A 26,047-nucleotide genomic window follows, 5' to 3' on the forward strand; every position below is an offset into this window, starting at 1 on the left:
AAAAAAATATAATTTATTGTAATATTTGACATTAGAATAAGTCTATTATATATAAACACAAAAAAGTACAGCACACCAAACCTATAAATCTCCTCGATATAAGTATTAGAGGTATTTTATAGAACGTGAATTTTAATTTCGAGATACACTTCGAAGCAGTCATATCTCGATCTATTGAATAAACATCAACAAAATTTAAAAGCACATGAAACGATTTTTGAACTTATTAGGCATCGCCATCTTATCAGGCTCTTTGACCTTAGGAGCTTATAAATTATTCTTAGAACCTGAACCTGTAAAAATAGCAGAAGAAAAACCAATCCCTCAATATGTAAGCACTACACCTGCCACATATACTGTTTCTAACTCTTCTAAATCCACTGCTAATCTTAGTGCAGATTTTACAACTGCTGCAGAGAAAACAGTTAACGCTGTAGTCCACGTAAAGCAATACGGGATCCAAAGAACCCCCCGAAATCTGATGGATTTCCTCAGAAATGATGGGGTACAACAAAAAAGAATCAGAGGAGCAGGATCAGGAGTTATTTTTACAGAAGATGGGTATATTGTCACTAACAATCATGTAATTGATGGGGCAACAGAACTGGAAGTTACCCTTAATAACAACAAATCGTATAAAGCCGAAGTTATCGGAACTTCACGCCAGGCAGACATTGCCGTATTAAAAATAGAAGCAGACGCTAAGCTTTCTTATATTCCTTTTGGAGACTCTAACTCTGCAAAAATCGGAGAATGGGTCTTAGCAATAGGAAACCCTTTCAACCTTACCTCTACAGTAACTGCCGGAATCATCAGTGCAAAATCAAGAGACCTGGATGAATTTGATGCAAATACACAATCTTTTATCCAAACGGATGCCGCCATAAACCCTGGAAACAGCGGAGGAGCGCTTATCAATACCAAAGGAGAGTTAATTGGTATCAATACTGCTATCACATCGCAAACAGGAAGTTATGTTGGATACGCCTTTGCCGTTCCCTCTAATAACGTAAGAAAAATTGTAAATGACATTATAGAGTATGGGGATGTCCAAAAAGCTATTATCGGAATCAGCGGACATGCTGTAAACCCAAGAGCAAAAGAAAACTACGACATTACCGAATCTCAGGGAGTTGTTATTGCCCAAGTAGAAAGTGGTAGCGGTGCAGAGGAAGCTGGGCTAAAAGAAGGAGATTTAATCAAAGGGATAGATGGACTTCCTATCAAAAAATTTGCTGACCTATCAGGTTATGTCAATAGTAAAAGTCCTAATGATATTATCAATATTACCATTTCCCGACATGGAAATGAATCTATTATTCCTGTAAAATTAAAAAAGTACGAAAGCTATCAAATTAAAGATATAGGAGTTGAAGTTGTAAACCCGTCAAAAGATGAATTAAAACGTCAGAATCTTGACCACGGAGTAAAAATCAATCGCGCATTAACAAAAAGAATGACGAGATACAACCTCGAAGGAATTATAATTACCGAAATAGATCGGGTCAAAGTAAAAAGTGTTGCTGATGTGAAAAAAATTATTGAAAGTAAACACCCTGATGAAGACATTAGTGTTACTTTAATTGATGGTAACGGAGAAAAAAGAGAATTTGTCTTCCAGTAAAAACTAAAATTTAGTAAGAAATAATAAATCCTGGTGTCTGATAAAATACACCGGGATTTTTTTTATTCAAAAAAGGTTTCTCGAAAACGTTTGAAATACATACTTTAGCACCAAATTTCAAGATTGTAAAAACACAACATATTATGAGCTCTAACGAAGTTTATGAGAAAGAACTTGCTTTTCAAGCTGACAGACGACGTGCAACCGTTACTTTTATTAAGACTGTCAGTGATTTATGGTATGACAATTCTATCGAATTAGTCCTTTTCCGTAATCAATTAATCAACAAAAATGTTAGTGAGATCCTTAATCTCCACAAATACGCTGGTGAGTTTGTAGAAAAGCCTATTTCAATTTTTGATTCTGTAGAAATTGCTCAGGCAATTAAATTAATGGACTTACCTCCTGCTAAATTAGATATCGGTAAATTAACCTACGAATATCATTTAGCTGAAAACGAATATGATTCTCCTACAAGTTTTGTAATGGCTAAATTGCAAAACGCAAAAAAATCAAAGAACATATCGCCTAAAGATGTCGTCCTTTATGGTTTTGGTAGAATCGGAAGATTAGTAGCCCGTGAATTAATGACTAATACGGGAAAAGGAAATCAGCTTAGACTTAGAGCAATTGTTACTAGAGGAGCAATTACCGAAGAAGTCCTGGAAAAAAGAGCTTCTCTACTAAAAAGTGATTCCGTACACGGAGATTTTGCCGGTACTGTTGAAACAGATATCGACAACAAAGCCCTTATCATCAACGGAACTACGGTACATATAATAAGCGCTAACAACCCGGAAGATATCAACTATACTGAATTCGGTATTAGCGAAGCACTTTTAATAGACAATACCGGTGCTTTTAGAGATAAGGAAGCATTAAACAGACATTTACAAGCTAATGGTATCGAAAAAGTATTGCTTACAGCTCCCGGAAAAGGAATCCCAAATATTGTACACGGAGTAAACCACAAGGATCACGATCCTGATAATGTGCATATTTTTTCTGCTGCATCCTGTACAACCAATGCGATTACTCCGGTACTCCAAGCTATCGAAGAAAGCTTTGGTGTTGTAAACGGTCACCTGGAAACAATCCACGCATATACTAATGACCAGAACTTAGTAGATAATATGCATAAGAAATACAGAAGAGGACGCGCTGCAGCATTAAACATGGTAATTACAGAAACCGGAGCAGGTAAAGCTGTATCCAAAGCATTACCAAGTTTCGAAGGAAAGCTAACATCTAATGCCATTCGAGTTCCGGTACCTAATGGTTCATTAGCGATCCTTAACCTTAATCTGGAAAAAGAAACTACAAAAGAAGAGCTTAATACTGTTCTAAAAAAATACGCCCTGGAAGGAAATCTGGTAGAGCAAATCAAATATTCTCTGGATAATGAATTAGTATCTAGTGATATTATAGGCTCATCTGCCCCTTCTATATTCGACAGCAATGCAACTATTGTAGATGCAAAAGGAAATAATGCTGTATTATACGTATGGTATGATAATGAATATGGGTATAGCCATCAGGTAATCAGACTTTCGAAGTACATTGCCAAAGTAAGACGTTTTACGTATTACTAACAGCTGCTTATTACAATACAAAAGTCGCTATAAGAACCCTTATAGCGACTTTACTTTTTCTATTAAAACAACAAATTAGCATTGTATAAAATAGCTGTAAAAAAATAAATTCCTAAAAGTAATTATAACTCACTATATTTCGCCCATTAAAAAAGAAGACCATTTCTTTTAAAAAAAGCAACAATATCTTAGTATTTATTATCGTTACTGTACAAATTAATAATAGACATACAATATGAATTTCCCTAACTATCTAATAGTTTTCATCTCTATCTTATCTTTTGGTTTTATCCAGGCTCAAGAGGACAAAATGACTGCAGCGCAAGCCTTAAAACAAGAAAATATTGAAAAACAATTTGATTATGTCATTTTAAAATCTGGAAAATTTCAGGATTATAAGGTAGTAAAGCGTTTTTGGCTTGATAAATTAAAGGCAAATACTATTGATTCCATCAACACATTAGAATCAAAATTAACTGCGAGTAATCAGAACATAGAAAAGCAAAAAAACACAATAAAAGAGCTTCAGGAATCCTTAACCACCACCAATGAAAACCTAACTTCCGTTACTCAGGAAAAAGACAATATGAGTTTCATGGGGATGGATATGACCAAATCCAGCTACAAAACAACAATGTGGGCTATTGTTGGTCTTCTTATTGCTTTATTGGCTTTCTTTATTTTTAAATTTAAAAACAGTAACACTGTAACAGTACAGGCTAAAAAAGCATTGGCTGAAATAGAGGTTGAATTTGAAGATCACCGCAGAAGAGCTTTGGAAAGAGAACAAAAAGTAATGAGAAAATTACAGGACGAGATCAACAAACAAAGAAAAGCCGGTACAAAATAAATATTCTTTAGAATTTAAGTGTTATTCTTCGCATCTTTGCAGCATTGACTGAATCAATACATAAGAATGCGTATAGATATTATTACTGTAGTTCCTGAAATTTTAAAAAGTCCTTTTGAAGCTTCTATCATGAAGCGATCCATAGAAAAAGGATTAGTAGAAGTACACTTGCATAATCTCAGGGATTACGTTACCGATAATTACAGACAGGTAGATGACTACCAATATGGCGGAGGAGCAGGTATGGTAATGATGATTGAGCCTATTGATAAGTGTATCTCCAAACTTCGGTCAGAACGTTCCTATGACGAAATTATCTATATGACTCCGGATGGGGAAACCCTGCAGCAGGGTACTGCTAATTACTTGTCATTAAAGAAAAATCTAATTATTCTCTGCGGGCACTATAAAGGAGTAGATCAAAGAGTAAGAGATCATTTTATCACCAAAGAAATTTCTGTAGGTGATTATGTCCTTTCTGGAGGAGAATTAGGAGCCCTGATCCTATGTGATGCAATCATACGGCTTATACCAGGGGTATTAGGAAACGAAACATCTGCCCTAACTGATTCATTCCAGGACAACCTTTTAGCCCCGCCTATCTATACCAGACCAGCAGAATATAAAGGATGGAAAGTTCCAGAAGTTTTGACTTCAGGAAATTTTCCCAAAATAGAAGCATGGAGAGAGGAGCAAGCTTTTCTGAGAACTAAAGAAAGACGTCCAGACTTATTAGACACTGACAATTAAACCCATAAAATAGTTGCATATATTTAAATAATACTTATTTTTGCAACCGATTTAGGGTAACCTCTGGCGAAAATCGTGAATGTTGCTTTAATAAAATCATCGTAAACTACATCAAAATGACAGATTTAGTAAAATTTGTACAAGACGAATTTGTTACAAAAAAAGATTTTCCAGAATTTTCAGCAGGAGATACAATTACTGTATACTATGAAATTAAAGAAGGAAACAAAACACGTACACAGTTCTTTAGAGGAGTTGTAATCCAAAGAAGAGGATCTGGTGCTACTGAAACTTTCACCATCAGAAAAATGTCTGGAACTGTGGGAGTTGAACGTATTTTCCCAGTTAACTTACCTGCATTGCAAAAAATTGAAGTTAACAAAAGAGGTAAAGTTCGTAGAGCTCGTATTTTCTACTTCAGAGAACTTACAGGAAAGAAAGCTCGTATCAAAGAGAAAAGAAACTAATAAAAGATATTTCTTTTACACCCAAAGAGACTGTAATACAGTCTCTTTTTTTATGAACAAAAGTTAATAACCGAAGTTCATAACAGGTTGATAAATAAAAAGTTACCTTCCATTGTCTAATTACTTCCCTTTTTCTACTTTTAGTATATAATTATAACTACAAGAAATGACACAAGGATTTTCTGTAGATAATTTATCGCTCTTTGAGAACGTGAAAAACTACAATTTGGACAATCAGTACATAATTCGCATAAAGTTATTTCTCTGAGTACATCCTTGAAATAATTTTGTATTTACATTTATTTTGATTTGAGTAAACCTTTCTACAAACCCAGATCTAATATTTAGCATTCTGTAAATCTTTATATCGGGACAAAAGAAGGTTTGTTGTATGGGAAATATCAGATTAAAGTGTATTTAAAAAATCATTTCGAAATGAAATTCAAAGGAAAAAATTCAGCAATAGTACATGATTGGCAACAAGAAGCTGGCGCTATTTTATTAAGTAAACACCTTTAAGGAAACTTACAGGGTACTTATGAGAAGGAAATTGTATTCTGAAGAAATTTCGGCGTATTAAAGCCTCATTTGATGAGGCAACTTCAATATATAGACCACTAGCTAAAAAAGTAATCTCATATACAATACTTTATCACGATCAATGTCGTAGTTTTATATAGTCAAATCCTTATTTGAATGACATAAACGTGCTCAAAAAACGAGGAAATTGGATTCCTTATATACTCCTTTTAGATAAAAGGTGCACAAATAGGAGTGTTAATTTCCAAACAAAAGCCATATCGAAATTTATATATTTTGATATGGCTTTTTAATACTAACAAAAGAGACTCATTCCTATCTTGTTTTACTAAAAAAACACATTTTCATTATTCTCAAAAAAGAAGCCAGATTTCTTACATTTTTTGAAGTAACGAAAATCTAGCCCCTATCCTATTTTCAATATCACAAAACAATACTTTTTTTACTTTTCATCTACAATCAGTAATCAAAACTTAACATAAAACTACCGTTTCTTTGGGTTGGAATTGCCTGTCTAGATTTGTATATTCGCCTTCGGAAAATTTTAATGTTGAGCAATATATCTGCTGCTTACAAAAGCAGTATTACATCAGGTACACCCTTTACTGCCGAAAACTGAATTTTCTAAGGATTATAAAATATAAAATACAGGGACGTCATATTCTTCTTATCAAAAGCAGGTAATCGTTCCCTATCAAAAACTCAAAAATATGTCGATCGAAACTTCTAAGATCATTTACACCAAAACGGACGAAGCTCCTTTTTTAGCTACACATTCTTTCTTACCTATTGTAGAAAAATTTACAAAAGCTGCAGATATTACCATAGAAACTAAAGACATATCATTAGCTGCTAGAGTTTTAGCTGTATTCCCAGAGCATCTTAGCGAAGAACAAAAGCAAGCGGATGCATTATCTGAATTAGGAGAATTAGCTAAAAGACCTGAAGCAAATATTATAAAATTACCTAATATCAGTGCTTCTATTCCTCAATTAAAAGCCACAATCACAGAATTACAAAGTCAGGGATATGCGATTCCTAATTATCCTGAAGAACCTGCTAATGATGAAGAAAGAGCAATCAAAGCAAAATATGACAAAGTAAAAGGAAGTGCTGTAAATCCGGTTCTTAGAGAAGGAAATTCTGATCGTAGAGCTCCTAAACCTGTTAAGGCATATGCTAAAAACAACCCACATAGTATGGGCGCATGGACTCCAGAATCCAAAACCCATGTAGCGACTATGGGAAGTGGGGATTTTAGATCAAACGAGAAATCCTTAACCATCGAGCAAGCAGGAGATGTAAGAATCGAACTGGTTAACAATTCAGGAAACGTAACTGTTTTAAAAGAAAAAACTCCTGTATTAGAAGGAGAAATCATTGATGCTTCTGTGATGAACAAAAAAGCCTTAACCGCTTTTCTGCAGGAACAAATCGCTGATGCAAAAGCAAACAACGTGCTTTTCTCATTACACATGAAAGCAACAATGATGAAAGTATCTGATCCTATTATTTTTGGACATGCAGTAACTACGTTCTTTCATGATGTTTTCGAAAAACACGCAGACATATTAGATGAACTTGGGGTAGAAGTTAATAATGGTTTTGGTGACTTAGTTAACAAAATTCAACATTTACCTACCGAAAAAAGACAGGAAATAGAAGCTGATATTGCAGCTGCATATAAAAACGGACCTAAATTGGCAATGGTTGATTCCGATAAGGGAATTACCAATCTACACGTACCAAGTGATGTAATCATTGACGCTTCTATGCCTGCGATGATACGTAACTCTGGACAGATGTGGGATGCTGAAGGAAAAACACAAGATACTAAAGCAGTAATTCCTGATAGTTCATATGCAGGAGTGTATCAGGAGACTATAGATTTTTGTAAAAAACACGGGGCTTTTGACCCTACTACTATGGGAACTGTTCCCAATGTAGGATTAATGGCTCAAAAAGCAGAAGAATACGGATCTCATGATAAGACATTTGAGATCAAAGAAGAAGGAGTAGTTCGCGTAGTAGACGATGCAGGAAAAGTACTTATCGAGCACCCTGTAGCAGAAGGTGATATCTGGCGTATGTGTCAGGTAAAAGATGCACCTATCAGAGACTGGGTTAAACTCGCTGTTACCCGATCAAAAGCTACCAATACCCCTGCTGTATTTTGGTTGGATGAAGCCAGAGCTCATGATGCTCAACTAATCAAAAAAGTAAATGCATATCTAAAAGATCACGATACAACAGGACTTGATATCAGAATTCTATCCCCAAGACTAGCAACTCGTTTTTCTTTAGAACGTATTAAAGAAGGAAAAGATACTATCTCTGTAACAGGGAATGTACTACGGGATTACAATACCGATTTATTCCCAATTTTAGAACTGGGAACCAGCGCTAAAATGCTATCTATTGTTCCTTTGATGAATGGAGGAGGCTTGTTTGAAACAGGAGCAGGAGGATCTGCCCCTAAGCACGTACAGCAATTTAATAAAGAAGGACACTTACGTTGGGATTCCCTTGGAGAATTTCTGGCACTTGCTGTATCATTAGAACATCTTGGAGAAAAGAACAATAACGACAAAGCGCTTGTATTAGCTGAAACACTTGATGAAGCAACAGTAAAATTCCTGGATAACAAAAAGTCCCCATCAAGAAAAGTAAATGAGCTAGACAATAGAGGAAGTCATTTCTACTTAGCATTATACTGGGCTGAAGCCTTAGCACAACAAAATAAAAATGCAGAATTACAAAAAGAATTCATTGCTGTTGCAGAGCAATTAAGCACAAACGAAACTACAATTATAGAAGAATTAAACAATTCTCAAGGCAAACCTGTAGATATCGATGGATATTACTGGCCTAATCCTAAAAAAGTTTCTGAAGCAATGAGACCTAGCGAAACACTAAATGCTATTATAAATGCATAAGTATTTATAAAGCACTCAATATCAAACCTGTTCTGTATAGAGCAGGTTTTTTTTTACCTTTTTTTATTTTTTTTCTTCTTATGTGCAACCCTTTTCTTTTTTGGTTGTCAATAGAAATAAACATTAAAAGTTTCAAAAAGAATAATTGGAAACTAACATTCTATATACCCATAAAGAACTGGTTGAGAAAAGCAAGTCCGGTGACAGGAATTCGCAATATCAATTATACAAGCTATATGTAGATGCGATGTATAATATCAGTATGCGTATGTTGAATATAAAAGAAGATGCAGAAGATGTTACCCAAGAAAGTTTTATAGAAGCTTTTAAGAATCTCGAAAAATTCAGATATGAAAGCACTTTTGGTTCCTGGCTAAAACGAATTGTCATTAACAAAAGTATAAATCATCTAAAGTTAAAACGAGTACCTATTGTTTCCATAGCGCCAAATGAATTTCATTTGACATCAGAAATGACCGAATATGATATTGATATGCTGGATGTTGAAAAAATAAAAAAAGGGATCTCTATGCTTCCTGATGGATATAGGCAAATAATCAACCTATACCTAATAGAAGGATATGATCATGTCGAAATTGGTGAAATACTGACTATTTCCACCTCAACATCTAAATCACAATATCACAGAGCCAAGAAAAAATTAGTTGCGATAATTAAAACATTATGATGGACGATTTTGAAAAATACATCTCTCAAAACAGAGATAAATTCGACACTTATCATACTAATCATGATACCATGTGGAATGCTATTTCATCTGAATTGGATGCTTCCGCTTCTAAAAAACGATCATGGTATCAATATCCTGTTTTGAAAATAGCTGCCAGTATCATTATAATAGCAGGAGTGTTTTCAATCATTAGTTTAATGATAAATAACCCCACGGGCACTTCTGATCAATCCATGGCTAATCAAGAGTTATTAGATATTGATCAATACTACCAGAGATTGGTTTCTAATCAAGTAGCACGCATCCAAAACAACCCCAAATTACTCCCTTCAGATAAGGAAGAGTTTTTAATCTTTATGGATGAACTCGATAAAGAGTATGACCTCTTAAAAATAGAGATGAGAAAAAATCTGAATAATGAACGTATTCTAGAAGCTATTGTCAAGAACTATAAAAAAAGAATTGAATTAATAGAAAATTTATTAAATCAAATAAATACTGCTAAAAAATTAAAGAATGATGAGGAAGGATATATTCTATAAATACATTTTTATCCTGATTTGTATTTGGATGCCTACTACTGCCTTTGCTCAAGAAAAAATAAGCAAAAAAGTAGAAAAAGAGCAGTTCATGACAAATGCAGGAGAAATAAGCATCAATAATAAGTACGGAGACATCATCATTAACGGATGGGATAAAAACTCTGTAAAGATCACTATAGACATTCAGGTTACACATAAGAAAAAAGAAAATGCTCAGGAGCTCATTGACCGGATTGAGCCCATTTTCAAAACCGCGAATGATTTTATGAGTATAACCTCAGAAATACGAGACAAAAGCAGTAGTTTATTCTCTCAATATTTCAAAAAAGCAGCCCCTTTCGACAGAGATAAAACTAATATTGAGATTAATTACACCATTAATCTCCCTGTAAATACTGAAGTTGAAATTTCTAATAAATATGGAGATATTATTATAAGTGACTGGACCGGAAAATTAAAAGCCAATGTCAAACATGGAGATATGTGGATCAATGAACATTTGACCAATGCCAATATTGAGGTCAACTTTGGAAAACTAAAAACGAAAAATATCACATATGGTAATATTATGCTAAAAAACGGAGCGCTCACGCTTCAAGAGTCCAAAAATCTACGACTAAAAAGTGCCGGATCTAAAATTAATATTGCATCTGTTACCACACTGGAAATAGTTTCGAGCAAAGATATTATCGATATCCAAAAAGCCACACATATCACAGGAGATTTAAAATACTCAGAAACACATATATCATTATTAGCCAGTCATATCAACACAACGATGAAGGTAGCTGATTTTCGGATTGCAAAAATAGATACCCCAAGTCCCAACATTGATATTAATCAGGAATCTTCAGAAATCAATATAAATGTCAATGGAACCTCTTTTAATTTTGAAGCCACCCTGGAGCAAGGTTTACTAAGAGTTCCTACATCATTCAGTGATATAAATACCCATGTAATTGATAAGGGAAAACGAATACGAACCATCAAAGCTTCCTATGGAGATATCCGAAAAGGGCAAACCACTATTACAGGAAAAAAAGGCATCATTATATTATCAGAATAAAAAACACTTTTACAACAAAAAATTCATCAATCAATAAAAACAACTCCATGAAAACCAATCCAATACCAATTATCTTCTTCCTTATAATACAACTATCAGGTATCATAGCCCAGGAAAAAAACAACGATTATATAGAATTTAACGATCGAAAAAACATTGTACATGGAATCTATCTTGGGATCAATACCGGATACGGAAAAATCGATCGTAGAAACACTATAAACGCAGGAATAAAACTAGCATATGTAGCAAATAGAAAGTTTGAATACGGAATTGCTGCAAAGTTTTTTTACTCTGATCAAACTTCCGCAGATAATATTTCTTCTAATGATATAAGCAGTACTACAGGAGACGTAGTAGGAACATATGGAGGAGTTCATTTAGAACCCATACTCTTTTCTAAATCAAAAATCAATGTATCATTCCCTATTCTAATCGGTCCTGGAGTAGTAGCATATATAGAAGAATCTTCTTCGAATAAAGGAGAGCATGAAGCGACAACGTCAGATCAGGTTTTTGTTGTGGAACCGGGAGTTAATATACTATTCAATTTTTCGAGATATGTACAAATAGAAGCTGGAGCTAAATACCGTTTCTCCAGTAAGTTTACTATTCATCCTGATGCTATTACCCGTATCAACGGGTATTCCATCGATCTTGGAATAAAAATTGGAGTCTTTAATCTAGGTAGAAACCGTTATAAAAAAAAGCTCTCTAATGAATCGTAATACAAAAGACAATCTCCCCATACAAACCATCTATGTATATGTTCAGAATTCCAAAATATATCTGAGCCATACACATCAACCATTCAGTAAGAAAACGCTGAATCAAAAACAAATAAACCCTTTGGTTAGCACCTAAAAGAAAACAATTATGAAATTATTTTTGAGGTTACTCCCAGTTTTATTATTCTTAATATCCTGTGAGAAGGACGACGCATCCCCAAACTCAACGAAATTATTAGATGACAAATTAGAAAAGTTATACAAAGAGTCTTTGCTTGCCGGCTTCTCTGTAGCCATTACAGATGACTCGAGTGTATTGTATAAAAATGCATTTGGTTATGCCGATATAGAACAGCAAAAAAAATATGACGATCGTACCATTCATAATATTGGTTCTATTTCCAAAACTTATATCGCTATTGCCATTATGAAAGCAGTAGAACAACAAAAGTTGCAATTAGACGCAGATATCAATACCTATCTCCCTTTTGATATTACACATCCCTATCATCCCGAAAAACCAATCACAATAAGACACCTGGCTACACATACATCGGGGATTTCTGATGATATTACATACTATAAAAGTTATGTCTTTGAACATCCGGAACAAGTAGATCCTTCTTATTACCCGCAAGAGTATCATCCGCTGATTTCAACTATAAAAGGAAATAAAAAAATAGATGATGCTATTTTCTTTCAAAATGCATTATCTTCTTCTGGAAACTGGTACACCAAGGAGACTTTTCTCTCTAATGCTCCGGGATCAAAATATGAATACAGCAATATTGGAGCAGCATTAGCTGCCTATGTTATAGAACAAGCTACTGGAATGTCTTATGAAGACTATACAAAAAAACATATTTTTTCTCCTTTACAAATGAATGATACCGGATGGAGTTTCAATCAAATCGATATGAATCTTCATGCGACACTCTATTATGAAAAAGAGTTAAAAACCCCCATGTATTCTCTCATCACAAAAGCAGATGGAGGAGTGCTTACTAATACCACCGACTTTACAAAATACATGATAGAAATCATAAACGCTTATCATGGAAAAGGAACGCTTTTATCCGAACAATCGTATCGGGAAATCTTCACACATCAGGCAACACTGGCTCCAATAAAAGAAACCAAAGGAGGACTTTTTTGGGAATTACCAAATACTAAAATCTACCACGATGGAGGAGATCCCGGAATTATGACTATTTGCTTAATTGATCCTATAAAAAACAGAGGGTACTATTTTATGACAAATATGAGTGACGACTTTAATCCAGAAGTAGTGATATCTATTCGGAAAATATGGAATGTGTTAAAAAATAACACCTCTTATTAATTTCACATTTCTCTAATATTTTGCGAATAGAAATATCCTACCTTTGATTACTATACACATTTTTAAATACCAAACAATCAAAAAACATCACCAATTTTGAAAAAACATCAATCAATAAGAAAGCTGATAACATTGCTCTTTCTCACTATTGGATTTTCCAGTTTTAGTCAGGAAAAATTCACATTAAGCGGCGTTATATCAGAACAGTCCAGCAATGAAACATTAATAGGGGTCAATGTCCTCTTTCCCGATATTGCCAAAGGAGCAACTACCAATGAATACGGTTTTTATTCCATTACATTACCCAAAGGAAACTATCAACTAGTAGTAAGTTATATGGGGTTCCAGGACATTATTCAGGAAATCGTCCTCGATAAAGACAAAAAACTAAATTTTCAGTTACTAGAAGCTTCTGAGTCATTAGATGAAGTAGTCATTACAGAAAATGTAGAACGGGTAAGTATTAAAAATCCACAGATGAGTATTAACAAACTATCTGCCGGAACTATCAAGCAAATCCCTGTCGTACTCGGAGAAGCTGATGTTATAAAATCAATCGTATTGCTTCCTGGAGTTACCAGTGGAGGCGAAGGAGCTTCGGGGTTTAATGTTCGTGGAGGAGCTGCAGATCAGAATTTAATTCTCCTAGATGAAGCTACAATCTTTAATTCCTCTCACCTTTTTGGTTTTTTCTCTGTCTTTAATCCCGATGCTATTAAAGATTTGAAATTATATAAAGGAGGAATCCCTGCCAGATATGGAGGAAGAGTTTCTTCAGTACTGGATATCTATCAAAAAGAAGGAAACAGTAAATCATTTCATGCCAATGGAGGAATTGGTGCTGTATCTAGCCGATTACTGGTAGAAGGTCCCATCGCTAAGGAAAAAGGAGCATTCCTAGCTGGAGGTCGTGCCTCTTATGCTCATTTATTTCTTCCTTTATTCAATAATGACAATATTGCTTATTTCTATGACTTAAACACCAAGCTAAACTACAAGCTGAATGACAATAACAATATATTCTTATCCGGATATTTTGGGAGGGATATTTTTGCTATTGACGACGTTTTTGAAAACACCTATGGAAATAGTGTTCTCAACCTTCGTTGGAATCACTTATTCTCCGATAAACTCTTTTCTAATCTATCATTGATTTACTCTGATTATTATTATGGACTGGAATTAAATTTTGTAGGATTTAAATGGGATTCCGGTATAAGAAATTTCAACCTGAAATACGACTTAAAACACTACTTAAGTGACAACTATCAGCTTAACTACGGAGTTAACAACATCTACTACCGATTCAACCCCGGAGAAATTAAGCCTAATAGTGAAACCTCAGGAATCAAAAATGAACAATTAATCAATAAATATGCTAATGAACTGGGGGTATACCTTGACGCCAAACACAAAATATCCAATAATCTGACACTTCAATATGGGGTACGGGTTAGTAACTTTACCCGATTAGGGCAAGATGAGTTAAATATCTATGAAAATGACAATCCTTTACTTTTTAACGAAACCTTGCAAATTTATGAAGAAGCTAGTCCTATCCGAACTGAAAGTTATAAGCGAAGTGATCGAATCAAAACCTTCACCAATATAGAGCCTCGTCTTGCGCTGTCTTATGCTTTTAATAATACATCTTCTATTAAGGCCAGTTATAACCGAATGGCTCAATACCTGCACCTGTTATCAAACACAAACTCCCCTACTCCATTAGATGTATGGACTCCCAGTGGAAAATATGTAAAACCGCAATTACTGGATCAATATGCTTTGGGATATTTCAAAAGTATCAAGGATAATGATTATTCTCTGGAAACAGAAGTGTTTTATAAAGAAATTAAAAACCGAATTGACTATATAGATGGGGCCGAATTAATTGCTAATAATGCGATAGAGCAGGATATTCTCAATGGTGAAGCCAGAGCATATGGATGGGAAGTATTAATCAGAAAAAATGAAGGAAACCTAAAAGGATGGATTGCTTATACACTTTCTAAATCAGAACAACGAACTCCAGGAAGAACAGCTGTGGAAACAGGAGTCAATAATGGAAATTGGTACAATACTCCCTATGACAAAACACATGATATATCTATTAACGGGAGTTATGAAATAAATAAAAAATGGAAATTTGGAGCTAACTTTATTTTCCAAACCGGACAACCTACCAACTACCCTTCCGGACAATTTGATTATAAAGGACTCATTGTTCCTATATATGATGGGGCTAGAAACAATCAGCGATTACCATCATATCACAGAGTAGACATCTCTGCCACTTTAACCCCACGAAAAAATAACAACAGAAAATGGAAAGGGGAATGGGTTTTTAGCATTTATAACGTGTATGACAGAAAAAATGCCGCATCGATCTCTTTTGGTCAGAATGACGAAACCCTCGTAAACGAAGCGATAAAAACCTCTATTTTTGGAATCGTTCCTGCGGTTACCTATAATTTCAAATTTTAAGAAAATGAAAAAAATAAGCTATATACTACTTTCTTTATTACTCTGCATCAGCTGTGAAGAAGTTGTTCATGTAGATATACCCGAAGGAAAACCAAGATTGGTGATTGATGCTTCCTTTGAAATATACAAACACGAAACTCCTGTAACGGTTGATCCTACTGTAAAATTGACACTATCAGCCCCTTTCTTTGATAGTACAATCCCGGCTGTAAGTGACGCAACGGTCTTTGTTACTGATATAAACAATAACATAACATACCCTTTTGCCGAATCAACAGAAGCAGGAATCTTCCTCCCGACAACTTCTTTTACTCCTGTAATCGATACTGAATACGAACTCACAGTGATCTATAAAGAAGAAACATATACTGCTATAGCCAAACGAATCCCAGCTCCGAAAATAGATACGATTGTTCAGGGAGATAAAATCTTATTAGATGGAGATGAAACAGAAGTTATCATCACATTTACTGATATTCCTGACCAGGACGACTTCTACCTATTTGATTTTGATATGAATTTATTCTTGGCTAGTGAAGATCGTTTTTATCAAGGAGAAACTTTTTCTTTTTCTTATTTCTATGAAGATATGGAAGAAGATAAAGACGTTACCATTAAAATTCTGGGAGTTAACAAACAATATTACAACTATATGAACTTAGTAATTGATCAGAGTGATGCTGATGGAGGTCCTTTTGGAACTCCTCCCGTATTACTAAGGGGAAATATAATAAACAATACTACTGCTGATAATTATCCTTTGGGGTACTTTAGTATTTCAGAGACAGACCGTGTTCCCTTTACTATAAAAAAGTAATTATTCTTTAGGTCTAAAAAAGAAATAATCTATCAGAGTCATACCCCAAAAATGTCTATTTTTGGGGTATGACTTTTACCAAAACCACAGAAAAAGATTCTCATTATAATGATTTGGAAAAAATGACTATTAATGAGGTATTAACAAACATCAATAAAGAGGATAAAACAGTTCCGGATGCTATAGAAAAAGTAATCCCTCAAATAGAAGCATTGGTCAGTCAAATAGCAAAACGAATGAAAGAAGGGGGACGATTATTCTATATTGGTGCAGGAACAAGTGGTCGATTGGGAATTGTTGATGCCAGTGAATGTCCTCCAACATTTGGGGTTCCTCATGAGTGGGTCGTAGGTATCATTGCCGGAGGAGAAGAAGCAATCCGAAAAGGAATTGAATTTGCTGAAGATAGTACCGAACAAGGATGGAAAGACCTGCAGAGATATGATATTTCTAAAAAAGACACCGTTATAGGAATTGCTGCTTCCGGAACAACTCCCTATGTAATTGGAGCATTAGAAACCTGTAATAAAAATGGAATCCTCACAGGATGTATTACCTGTAATGCTGGTAGCCCTTTAGAAAAAACCGCTCAATTCCCTGTTACTGTCATTGTAGGACCTGAGTTTCTTACAGGAAGTTCGAGAATGAAAGCCGGTACCGCCCAAAAATTAATCCTTAATATGATTTCTACCTCTACGATGATTCAATTAGGTAGAGTAAAAGGAAACAAAATGGTCGATATGCAGCTTAGTAATAACAAATTAATTGACAGAGGTACACGAATGATCATGAAAGAAATCAATGTCAGTTATGAAATAGCAAATGATTTATTAAAACAGTACGGTAGTGTCCGTGACGCAATCGAGAACTATGGAACAAAAAAGAACAGATAAACCACTACTGGCAAAAGGAGTACAACGAATAGCTTTAGCTATCCTATGTATGTTCATCAGTCCGGTTATTATTCATTCAGCTTTTAAAAATCAGGACCATCCCCTATATATTCCAATACTTATTCTTGGAATAGCAGGTGCTATCTTTGCTGTCTTTATGGGATTTCGGGGGTTACAAACAGTTATGGAGTCCATGTTCGGAAAGAAAAAGAAAAAATAATTCCTATTTTACCAAGGTGTTATATTCCTTCTCGTTTATTAACAGGAGATGTTGGATTATATCCGAAACCTTCGATTGCTATCCCTACGTTTAATTGATGTAGTATATATCCTATAATAGCATAATGATGAGTAGCATGACTATTGGCATGGGCTAAAATACTTTCCAAGGTATAATCTACTGTAATTTTTCCTTTTCCCATATTATCAGTCACGTGCAATAAATAATCAGTATTCACATCTACATACGAACACAGTGTTTGTTGCAACTCATAAATACAATTTACTGCTACTTGTCTATCTGTAGCGATACGCTCATCTCTCTTTCTTGCCGTTAAATCTATATTGTTAGAATCTAAGCCATTAATAACGCAATAGAAAAAATCCAATGTATGCCTGATATGAGATCCAATACTAGAATAATAAGGACCTATAGAAGTATCACAATAAACATCCGATTTTATAGTTTGTAATAATGTTACTGCGCTATTAAGGTTGTGGTTGATCGAAGAAATAATTTGTCGTTTCATGCGAGGGTTAGACGTTTTAGATACTAGTAAATTACATAAGTTTTTTCACATATATGTTATTTTTTACTTTTAAAAACGACTTCTTACTTACTATTAAGTAATGATTAACAAAATTTTTACGATTTCATAACGGTAGGACAAATATCACCCCATATAAGGTAAAACCGTAAAAATTAAGACAAAATGCGTATTTCGTCGATTAAATACAATTTTTGTTGAAATTCAAAAAAAAATATTGTAATATTGTTTTATCATTTAAAGCCCCAATTTAATGAAAAAGATAGCACTCACTCTATTTCTATTATGTTTTATTCCAAAAGCAAATGCGCAAAACAACTATGATGATGCATTAACCGCTGCAAGTTATGCCTACTCACATACAAAAAAAGCGCACGGAGCTAATAATGTATTTCACACACAAGAATATGCAGATAAAGCAATAGAATCTTATTTAAAAGTAGAAGAATTAAGTGAAAAATGTGGATGTACCGAAGCCAATAAAATGGCTTATGAGGCCAGAGTAGACTTAGAAAGCTCTCTGGAGCAAGACACATATGAACGTAGTAGATTCTATGTAAAGCGAGTAAAAGAACAAGGATCAAAAATCTTAGAGGTATTAACGAATTGTCAGGCTAATAGCGGTTCATATTCTGATGCTGACGACGTTGCATCTCTTGATTCCCCCGAAGATGATTCTATTGCAGAAGCTTCTATGGAAGTAGCCAGAAAGCAAAAAGAATTAGAAGAAAAAAGACGTCAATTAGAAATCGAACAACAAAAGCTTCAACAACAAATTGCTGAACAAAACAAGAAAAAAGCCGAATTTGAAGCAAAACGTTTAGCTGAACTTAAAGAGCAAACGATTATAAAAAACAAAGCCGAATTGGCGCTACAGAAATTAGAAAATGCATTACAGGAACTCAGTGTAGTACTAAATGAAAACTCTACTTTCGAATCCAATAAAGGAAATTATATCAGACCTGAAAATGCATTAAAAAATGAATCTTTAGGAGATACTAAAACGTTCTATATTGACAGAGCCAAAGAACTAACCAAAACAGCTATGCAACAATTTGCTTCTTCTGTAGAGAACTAAAGAGCACATTATTTTATTTTGTAGCCCCAAAATAAAATTTTTAAGAAGCGACATCGATTCTTTTGATGTCGCTTTTTTCTTGTCTTTTTTTAAGGTAATTTCGATAATAAAATAGGAATAATTCCATAAATTTGGATTTTTTCCTATTTTATAATGAACAGAGCTATTTTACACCTTGACCTTGATACATTTTATGTATCTGTAGAAAGATTGATTAATACATCCCTAACTAAAAAACCAATCCTCATAGGAGGAACCAGTGACAGAAGTGTTATTGCTGCATGCAGCTATGAAACAAGAGCTTATGGCGTTCATGCAGGAATGCCTATGAAGATAGCTAGAGAATTATGCCCCGAGGCGATTATTATCAAAGGAGATACAACAACCTATACTAAATATTCAGAGGTTGTTACTCAAATTATCAAAGAACAGGTCCCTGTATTAGAAAAATCAAGTATTGATGAATTCTACGCTGATCTTTCCGGAATGGATCGCTTCTTTGGCGTATATAAATATGCCATGGAATTACGTAAAAAAGTGATAAAAGAAACCGGACTTCCTATATCATTCGGACTCTCTGGCAATAAAGTAGTCTCTAAAATTGCTGCAAACGAAGGAAAACCAAATAGTAAATCAAAAATTGATATTGGTCAGGAGAAACTATTTCTTGCCCCTTTATCTGTCAAAAAAATCCCAATGGTAGGAGATCAAACCTACCATACCCTAAGAAATTTTGGAATACGATATATCAAAACACTTCAGGAAATGCCGGTAGAAATGCTTAAAGGTGTATTAGGAAAAAACGGAATCATTATCTGGAAAAGAGCCAACGGAATTGACAATACACCTGTCGTTGCTTTTTCTGATCGGAAATCTATATCAACAGAAAGAACATTTGACAAAGACACTATTGATATCTATAAACTCAGAAGTATCCTCATTGCTATGACTGAGAATTTAGCATACCAATTAAGAAAAGATAATAAATTAACAGCATGTATTGCTGTTAAGATCCGGTATTCTGATTTTAACACTCACACCAAACAAATAAAAATTCCTTATACCAGTGCTGACCATATTCTTATTCCCAAAATTCTTGAGCTTTTTCATAAACTACATCAAAAAAGACTCTTAGTACGTCTTATAGGAATACGCTATAGTCATATTGTAGGAGGAAATTATCAAATCAGTTTGTTTGATGATAATGAAAAGCAACTAAGGTTATACAAAGCTTTAGACCACATAAAAAATCTGTATGGAGAACGAAGTGTTATTAGAGCAACTACCATAGACACGAAACATCACAATAAAAATCATAATGTAGTCGGCAACTCTTTTTCTCTAAAAAAATAATCCCTTTCTTCCATGTATCTCAATTGTCACTCATATTACAGTATGCGGTTTGGTACTTTCTCAGAAATAGAACTTCTAGAATTAGCACAAAAAAATAACGTAGATACTGTTGCACTTACGGATATTAATAATACCTCTGCCTGCCTTAATTTTATCAGAAAAGCCCCTGATTACAATATAAAACCAATAGTAGGTATCGACTTCAGAAATGATACACATTCATTATATATAGGTTTAGCCAAAAACAATAATGGATTTCGGGAATTAAATACATTTTTATCATCTGCATTACACCAAAAAGAAAAATTGCCTCACCGGGCTCCTCCACTTACAGACTGTTTTATCATATACCCTTATGAACAAGCGATAACTATGAGATTATCTCAGCTAAGCACGAATGAATATATTGGAGTTTCCCGTAAGGACCTTAACAAACTCCCCTTTTCTTCCCTTAAAAACATGCTTTATAAATGTGTTATACTACAACCTGTCACTTTTAGAACCAAAAAAGACTATAATACCCATCGCCTATTAAGAGCAATTGACATGAATGTATTATTAAGTCAGTTACCGGAAAAAGAGCAAGCTTGCTTTTCTGAAAAAATGGTTCCCTCTGAAGAAATAAAACAGTTATTTTCTCAATACACATCCATTATAGAAAATACACGATCTCTACAACAACAGTGTAACATAAAGTTTGATTTTTCTAAAAACAAACCATCCCTCAACAAAAAAAGCTATACTAATGACCGAAAAAAAGATTATATCTTATTAGAGCAATTATGCGGAGAAGGATTAATCTATCGATATAAAACCTTATCTCCTTCTCAAAAAATCATAGACCGATTAACAAAAGAGCTCGAACTGATCAATAGAATGAATTTCGTTTCTTATTTCCTTATCAACTGGAAAATCATCAAATATGCCAGAGAGAAAAAATATTATTACGTAGGAAGAGGTAGCGGAGCCAATAGCATCGTAGCATATTTGCTACGTATAACAGATGTTGACCCTGTAGAACTCGACTTATACTTCGAGCGATTTATTAATTCTCACCGAACCAGCCCTCCTGATTTTGATATTGATTTTTCCTGGAAAGACCGACAAGACATAACCCGATACATCTTTGATACTTTCGGACATAATCACGTAGCTCTATTAGGAACCTATATCACATTTCAATATAAAGGAGTCGTCCGGGAACTCGGAAAAGTATTTGGTTTACCTAAGTTCGAAATAGATAAATTAAGTAATCAGGACTATGAATACGAAACGTTGGATCATATTAGTAAACTTGTGCTCTTATACGGGGAGCTCATTCAGGGAAAACCCAATTATATCAGCATCCATGCCAGTGGTATCTTAATCTCAGAAGCACCGATACACAATTACAGTGCTACAAACCTGCCTCCAAAAGGATTTTCTACAGTTCAGTTTGATATGATTATAGCAGAAGATATCGGTTTATATAAATTTGATATTTTAGGACAAAGAGGATTAGCTAAAATAAAAGATACCTTAGAAATTATCCGATATAACCAGCCTGACCATCCCCCATTCGATATTCACGATGTCAATGTTTTCAAAAAAGATAAACATATCAATGCCTTAATTCGCAATGCCAAATGCCTCGGATGTTTCTATGTAGAATCTCCTGCCATGCGGATGCTTCTTCATAAACTAAAAACCGATTCGTATCTAGGATTAGTTGCTGCCAGTTCCATCATTCGACCTGGAGTAGCCAAAAGCGGTATGATGCGGGAATACATCCTCAGAAAACACGATACCAGCAGAACCAATAAAGCACACCCTATATTGCTAAAATTAATGCCTGAAACATACGGTATTATGGTATATCAGGAAGACGTTATAAAAGTAGCGCACTATTTCGGAAAACTTAGCCTGGATGAAGCAGATGTCCTGCGAAGAGGAATGAGTGGAAAATTCAGATCTAGAGAAGAATTTAAGATTGTCAAACAGCGATTCATCTCGAATTGTAGAAATGAAGGATATTCAGAAAAAGTCATCTACGAAGTATGGGAGCAAATATCCAGTTTTGCAGGCTATGCATTTCCCAAAGGACATTCAGCTTCTTATGCTGTAGAAAGTTATCAAAGTTTATTCCTAAAAACATATTACCCTCTAGAATATCTCGTAGCCACGATAAATAACGGAGGGGGATTTTATATGCCCGAAGTGTATATCCATGAAATAAAACTCCTGGGAGGCATTATCCATACTCCTTGTATCAATAATAGCAACTATCTGGCTGTAATAAAAGGGAAAGATGTTTATCTAGGCTTTATGATGCTACGAAACCTGGAAACAAAAACAAGTGAATTATTTCTCTCTGAACGCAGTATTAATGGAGAGTTTCTATCGTTGGAAGACTTTATAAATAGAGTTTCCATCAGTATTGAACAACTTAGTATTTTGATAAAAATAGGCGCCTTTAACTATACCAATAAAACAATGTCTGAATTATTATGGGTAGCTCACCTTAATTTGAATACACTCACAAATCCTCATCCTAAAACACAAAACTCTCTATTTACCGACAAACCAATAGAATATACTCCTCCTAAAATCAATAGATCATTACTGGAAATAGCCTTTGAGCAAATTGAAGCCCTAGGCTATCCGCTTCAAGGGTATTTTCCTCTATTAAAAAACACCCCTGTAAACAAAACCACTACAAAACACCTTCCTTTTTACATCAATAAGAATATCGACATCTATGGTTTTTTAATAACTACCAAACGGACAACTACTAGCCATGGACATAGAATGATATTCGGAACATTTCTAGACCAAACAGGGGGTATATTCGATACTGTCATTTTTCCTAATACACTAAAAAAATACAAACTAAAGGGAAAAGGTATTTACCGTATCTATGGAAAAGTAGTTGAAGAGTTTGATTTCCTTAGTATCGAAATTAGTAAAGTCGTCAAACAAGACTATATCCAGGATCCCAGGTATACCTAATCTCTTTTCTTTCTCAAAATCAAAGTCGTATGATTTTCAAATAATGCTTTCTGCTCCATCATAATTTCTGCCGATTCAAGGATACCCAGGGTCTCTTTTGCCCCGCGTTTATTCGTCATCACAACTCCATTCGGATTGTTATTGAGAAAAGCAACTACTTCCTCTACGGTGTTAACTACAGCATATGTTTTATGAAAATTAATTGGAAATGACGCATCAAAACGTTTATAAACAAGTACATCTGTATTTTTATCAATCACTTTTTTTGCCAACACGACAGGACTTTGAGCAATCAATTTAGGAAACACAACCCCAAATAAAACCATTCCTTGTACAATCCAGCTACCACCAAAAAATAAGAAGCTTTTGATAATCTTATCTTTTTTATAAAACCAAAAGCCTATAATCGCACCAAAAGTTACTATCAATAAAAATAACGCATGCCCCTGCACTCCCACTAATTGTTTTTCTATTCTCAATACAATATATCCGGCAACAGGTAATAATATACACAAGATCAGCAGCCCCCATAACCCCACAGACAAAACCTTCTTATCTCTTTTTTTATATACTTCCAGGAAAAAGGCGGTAATCATTATTGAAATAAAAGGATAACACGGCATTGGATAATTCGGTAATTTTGTACTGGACATACTAAAAAAAAGGATAAATACACTTGTAACCACCAAAGAAAATAAAATCAATGGATCCTTCTTTCGATGCTTCCAGGCATGTACAAGGCTTTGAGGCAGAAAAACGGAAAAAGGCAATAACCCCAAAATCACGAATAAAAATATCATTCCATAACCACCACCATGTCCTTCCATTTCTGTTCCGAACCTATTCAGATTATGCCCTATAAAAAAACCTTTTGTCCATTCTCCTTCTGTCGTTATATGCGCCATATAAAACCAGGGAGCACTTATAAGTAATACTCCACCTAAACCAACAATAGGTTCTATTTCTTTTATATTAGAAAAAGTAAGCTCTTTTCTAAAAAGTAAAAAAAGAAATACAATCCCTCCGGGAAGTAGTATACTCACTGGTCCCTTTGTGAGAATTCCTAAGCCTAAGCTGAGATAAAATAACCACAACCATTTTTTCTTTTTTTCTCCATAAAAAAGGTAAAAACTAAACAAAGCAGCACTTAGAAAAAAAATTAAATATGGATCTGGAACAGAGAGGTGAAACTCTTGAATAAAAAAAAGAGAGGATAATAATACAAAAACTGCTACCAAGGCAAAATGACGATGTTTAACTTTAGATAAAAATAAATAGGTAATCAGCAATGTCAATCCGCCAAATATGCTCGAAAAAAAACGAGCTCCAAACGCCCCTACACCAAAAATTTTATACCCTAATATCATAAAAAAATAATGCAGAGGAGGCTTATCTGTCCTTAATATATTATTAAATGTTGGCTTATATAACATCCCATGTAACAACATCTCTCTCGCTGCCTCACTATTTTTAGCCTCATCTAATATATAAATAGCATACCCCCCAATATTAAAAGCGCATACAAAAACAGAAACCAGAAAAATAAGCCCCGCCAGGTAACGATAGTTAATAATAGTATTCAGCTTAATTAGCAATAAACTCATCATAAAAATTGATTAAGTTAATCCCATGCTCTTTTTCTCTCTAACGAAATACGTATTCTCAGCTTATCTTCAAACCAGATTTTGGGATACACCTTTACGACCCAATAAGCTAATAAAGAAGAAACCGTTCCGAAACATATTCCAAAATAGACATCCACAAAAAAATGTTGAACTAAATATATTCTAGAAATACCGACTAACAGACCAATGACAAACAAGCCCCAACTAATCATTCTCTTTTTAATTAAAACAGAAAGAAATGAAACAATAAAAAAGATACAGGTTGTATGTCCTGAAGGAAAAGAATTAACATATCGTATTTTTACTCCCTCTATCAGCTTTACCAGATGTATTGAGTCTGTTTCTTTTAATAACAGAAAGGGTCTATGAAGATTATGGAATAATAACTGTTTGAATAACAAAACGAACATTAATTGGAAACAAAAGGCCAAAACAAACATATAAAACCATTTAAATCGACAAAGTAACCCTATAAATAGCCCTACAATACCTATAGTAACCCCATTTCCTATCTTGCTTATATTAATAAAAAAAATATTCAGAATGGGAGTTTGTAAATTATTAAGAAAAACGACAATTAAACCTTTTCGCAAAAAAATAAGAGGGAAACATATAATTAAAAAGAATAAATACGGGACAAAATTAGAGAAAAAAACCTTCTTCATTGTTATATGTTATTTACTCAAAAATAAAGCAGAGAAGAAAATAAAATGTAATATTTAGGAAAAGAGATTATTATCAAATAATCATCACAGGCAACATAAGGAAGAAAACAGTTCTCTTCTATAGGATGGGGTATTTAGGTTATAGGTAGTAAGTACACCTGCTGAGAACTATACAACAAAAAAAATGCCCTCCATTAAACAATGAAGGGCATCAAAAAAGGCGGCGACCTACTCTCCCACAGTAGTAGT

22 protein-coding genes are annotated in these 26,047 nt (G+C 34.2%); 19 read left to right on the top strand and 3 right to left on the bottom strand.

Going from position 1 to position 26,047, the window contains the following annotated elements:
• Positions 1–205 precede the first annotated feature (205 nt).
• The 16 genes from ACFSTE_RS22720 to ACFSTE_RS22795 all read left to right on the top strand — a co-directional run bounded on the left by ACFSTE_RS22720 (position 206) and on the right by ACFSTE_RS22795 (position 17,542).
• Positions 206–1,624 (top strand): S1C family serine protease, encoded by a 1,419-nt coding sequence (locus tag ACFSTE_RS22720; RefSeq protein WP_176026882.1) that lies wholly within the window; start codon positions 206–208, stop codon positions 1,622–1,624.
• Positions 1,625–1,767: 143 nt separating this feature from the next.
• A complete protein-coding gene (locus tag ACFSTE_RS22725) occupies positions 1,768–3,216 on the top strand; it encodes a glyceraldehyde-3-phosphate dehydrogenase (protein ID WP_378253843.1) in 1,449 nt (482 codons plus the stop codon).
• Between the two features lie 310 nt (positions 3,217–3,526).
• Positions 3,527–4,066, top strand: a complete 540-nt coding sequence (locus tag ACFSTE_RS22730; RefSeq protein WP_378298415.1) for a tRNA (guanine-N1)-methyltransferase — start codon at positions 3,527–3,529, stop codon at positions 4,064–4,066.
• Between the two features lie 66 nt (positions 4,067–4,132).
• Positions 4,133–4,816 carry a tRNA (guanosine(37)-N1)-methyltransferase TrmD gene (gene trmD, locus ACFSTE_RS22735; RefSeq protein ID WP_176026885.1) on the top strand — a complete coding sequence of 228 codons (684 nt, stop codon included), beginning with the start codon at positions 4,133–4,135 and terminating at the stop codon, positions 4,814–4,816.
• A gap of 116 nt (positions 4,817–4,932) precedes the next feature.
• Positions 4,933–5,283, top strand: a complete 351-nt coding sequence (rplS, locus tag ACFSTE_RS22740; protein ID WP_176026886.1) for a 50S ribosomal protein L19 — start codon at positions 4,933–4,935, stop codon at positions 5,281–5,283.
• Between the two features lie 1,250 nt (positions 5,284–6,533).
• Complete coding sequence (locus ACFSTE_RS22745; protein ID WP_378253840.1) at positions 6,534–8,759, top strand: NADP-dependent isocitrate dehydrogenase; 2,226 nt, start codon at positions 6,534–6,536, stop codon at positions 8,757–8,759.
• Positions 8,760–8,904: 145 nt separating this feature from the next.
• Complete coding sequence (locus ACFSTE_RS22750) at positions 8,905–9,447, top strand: RNA polymerase sigma factor (RefSeq protein WP_378253838.1); 543 nt, start codon at positions 8,905–8,907, stop codon at positions 9,445–9,447.
• The gene (locus ACFSTE_RS22755; RefSeq protein WP_176026889.1) at positions 9,444–9,992 is read left to right on the top strand and encodes a hypothetical protein; all 549 of its coding nucleotides are present in this window, start codon (positions 9,444–9,446) and stop codon (positions 9,990–9,992) included. Before ACFSTE_RS22750 ends, ACFSTE_RS22755 begins: the two co-directional genes overlap by 4 nt.
• On the top strand, positions 9,967–11,058 hold the full coding sequence (locus ACFSTE_RS22760; RefSeq protein WP_176026890.1) for a hypothetical protein: 1,092 nt from the start codon (positions 9,967–9,969) through the stop codon (positions 11,056–11,058). The genes ACFSTE_RS22755 and ACFSTE_RS22760 overlap by 26 nt, the downstream gene beginning before the upstream one ends.
• 47 nt (positions 11,059–11,105) lie before the next feature.
• The gene (locus ACFSTE_RS22765; protein WP_378253836.1) at positions 11,106–11,786 is read left to right on the top strand and encodes a hypothetical protein; all 681 of its coding nucleotides are present in this window, start codon (positions 11,106–11,108) and stop codon (positions 11,784–11,786) included.
• The gene (locus tag ACFSTE_RS22770; protein WP_378253834.1) at positions 11,776–11,922 is read left to right on the top strand and encodes a hypothetical protein; all 147 of its coding nucleotides are present in this window, start codon (positions 11,776–11,778) and stop codon (positions 11,920–11,922) included. The genes ACFSTE_RS22765 and ACFSTE_RS22770 overlap by 11 nt, the downstream gene beginning before the upstream one ends.
• A 12-nt stretch (positions 11,923–11,934) precedes the next feature.
• Positions 11,935–13,128 carry a serine hydrolase domain-containing protein gene (locus ACFSTE_RS22775; RefSeq protein ID WP_378253832.1) on the top strand — a complete coding sequence of 398 codons (1,194 nt, stop codon included), beginning with the start codon at positions 11,935–11,937 and terminating at the stop codon, positions 13,126–13,128.
• 114 nt (positions 13,129–13,242) lie between these two features.
• Positions 13,243–15,612, top strand: coding sequence for a TonB-dependent receptor (locus ACFSTE_RS22780; RefSeq protein ID WP_176030999.1), 2,370 nt, complete (start codon positions 13,243–13,245; stop codon positions 15,610–15,612).
• A gap of 4 nt (positions 15,613–15,616) precedes the next feature.
• Complete coding sequence (locus ACFSTE_RS22785; RefSeq protein WP_176026894.1) at positions 15,617–16,429, top strand: DUF4249 domain-containing protein; 813 nt, start codon at positions 15,617–15,619, stop codon at positions 16,427–16,429.
• A 68-nt stretch (positions 16,430–16,497) separates the two neighbouring features.
• Positions 16,498–17,322 carry an N-acetylmuramic acid 6-phosphate etherase gene (gene murQ, locus ACFSTE_RS22790; protein ID WP_176026895.1) on the top strand — a complete coding sequence of 275 codons (825 nt, stop codon included), beginning with the start codon at positions 16,498–16,500 and terminating at the stop codon, positions 17,320–17,322.
• Entirely contained in the window at positions 17,300–17,542 is a 243-nt protein-coding gene (locus ACFSTE_RS22795; RefSeq protein ID WP_176026896.1) for a DUF6095 family protein, read from the top strand. The genes murQ and ACFSTE_RS22795 overlap by 23 nt, the downstream gene beginning before the upstream one ends.
• Before the next feature lie 19 nt (positions 17,543–17,561).
• Here the strand turns inward: ACFSTE_RS22795 and ACFSTE_RS22800 are convergent, their stop codons facing one another.
• Positions 17,562–18,071, bottom strand: coding sequence for a DinB family protein (locus ACFSTE_RS22800; protein ID WP_176026897.1), 510 nt, complete (start codon positions 18,069–18,071; stop codon positions 17,562–17,564).
• Positions 18,072–18,342: 271 nt separating this feature from the next.
• Between ACFSTE_RS22800 and ACFSTE_RS22805 the strand changes: the two genes are divergently transcribed.
• The 3 genes from ACFSTE_RS22805 (at position 18,343) to ACFSTE_RS22815 (ending at position 23,508) form a co-directional block, all read left to right on the top strand.
• Entirely contained in the window at positions 18,343–19,167 is an 825-nt protein-coding gene (locus ACFSTE_RS22805) for a hypothetical protein (RefSeq protein ID WP_176026898.1), read from the top strand.
• A gap of 153 nt (positions 19,168–19,320) precedes the next feature.
• Positions 19,321–20,520: a DNA polymerase Y family protein gene (locus tag ACFSTE_RS22810; protein ID WP_176026899.1), complete on the top strand. Its 1,200-nt coding sequence runs from the start codon at positions 19,321–19,323 to the stop codon at positions 20,518–20,520.
• 12 nt (positions 20,521–20,532) lie between these two features.
• On the top strand, positions 20,533–23,508 hold the full coding sequence (locus ACFSTE_RS22815; RefSeq protein WP_378253828.1) for a DNA polymerase III subunit alpha: 2,976 nt from the start codon (positions 20,533–20,535) through the stop codon (positions 23,506–23,508).
• Here ACFSTE_RS22815 and ACFSTE_RS22820 read toward each other — a convergent pair.
• Positions 23,505–25,115, bottom strand: a complete 1,611-nt coding sequence (locus tag ACFSTE_RS22820) for an ArnT family glycosyltransferase (RefSeq protein ID WP_176026901.1) — start codon at positions 25,113–25,115, stop codon at positions 23,505–23,507. The genes ACFSTE_RS22815 and ACFSTE_RS22820 overlap by 4 nt on opposite strands.
• A 14-nt stretch (positions 25,116–25,129) precedes the next feature.
• On the bottom strand, positions 25,130–25,798 hold the full coding sequence (locus ACFSTE_RS22825) for a phosphatase PAP2 family protein (RefSeq protein ID WP_368660063.1): 669 nt from the start codon (positions 25,796–25,798) through the stop codon (positions 25,130–25,132).
• Positions 25,799–26,047 lie beyond the last annotated feature (249 nt).

This window comes from Aquimarina hainanensis (assembly GCF_042684685.1).
Taxonomy (GTDB): Bacteria; Bacteroidota; Bacteroidia; order Flavobacteriales; family Flavobacteriaceae; genus Aquimarina; species Aquimarina hainanensis.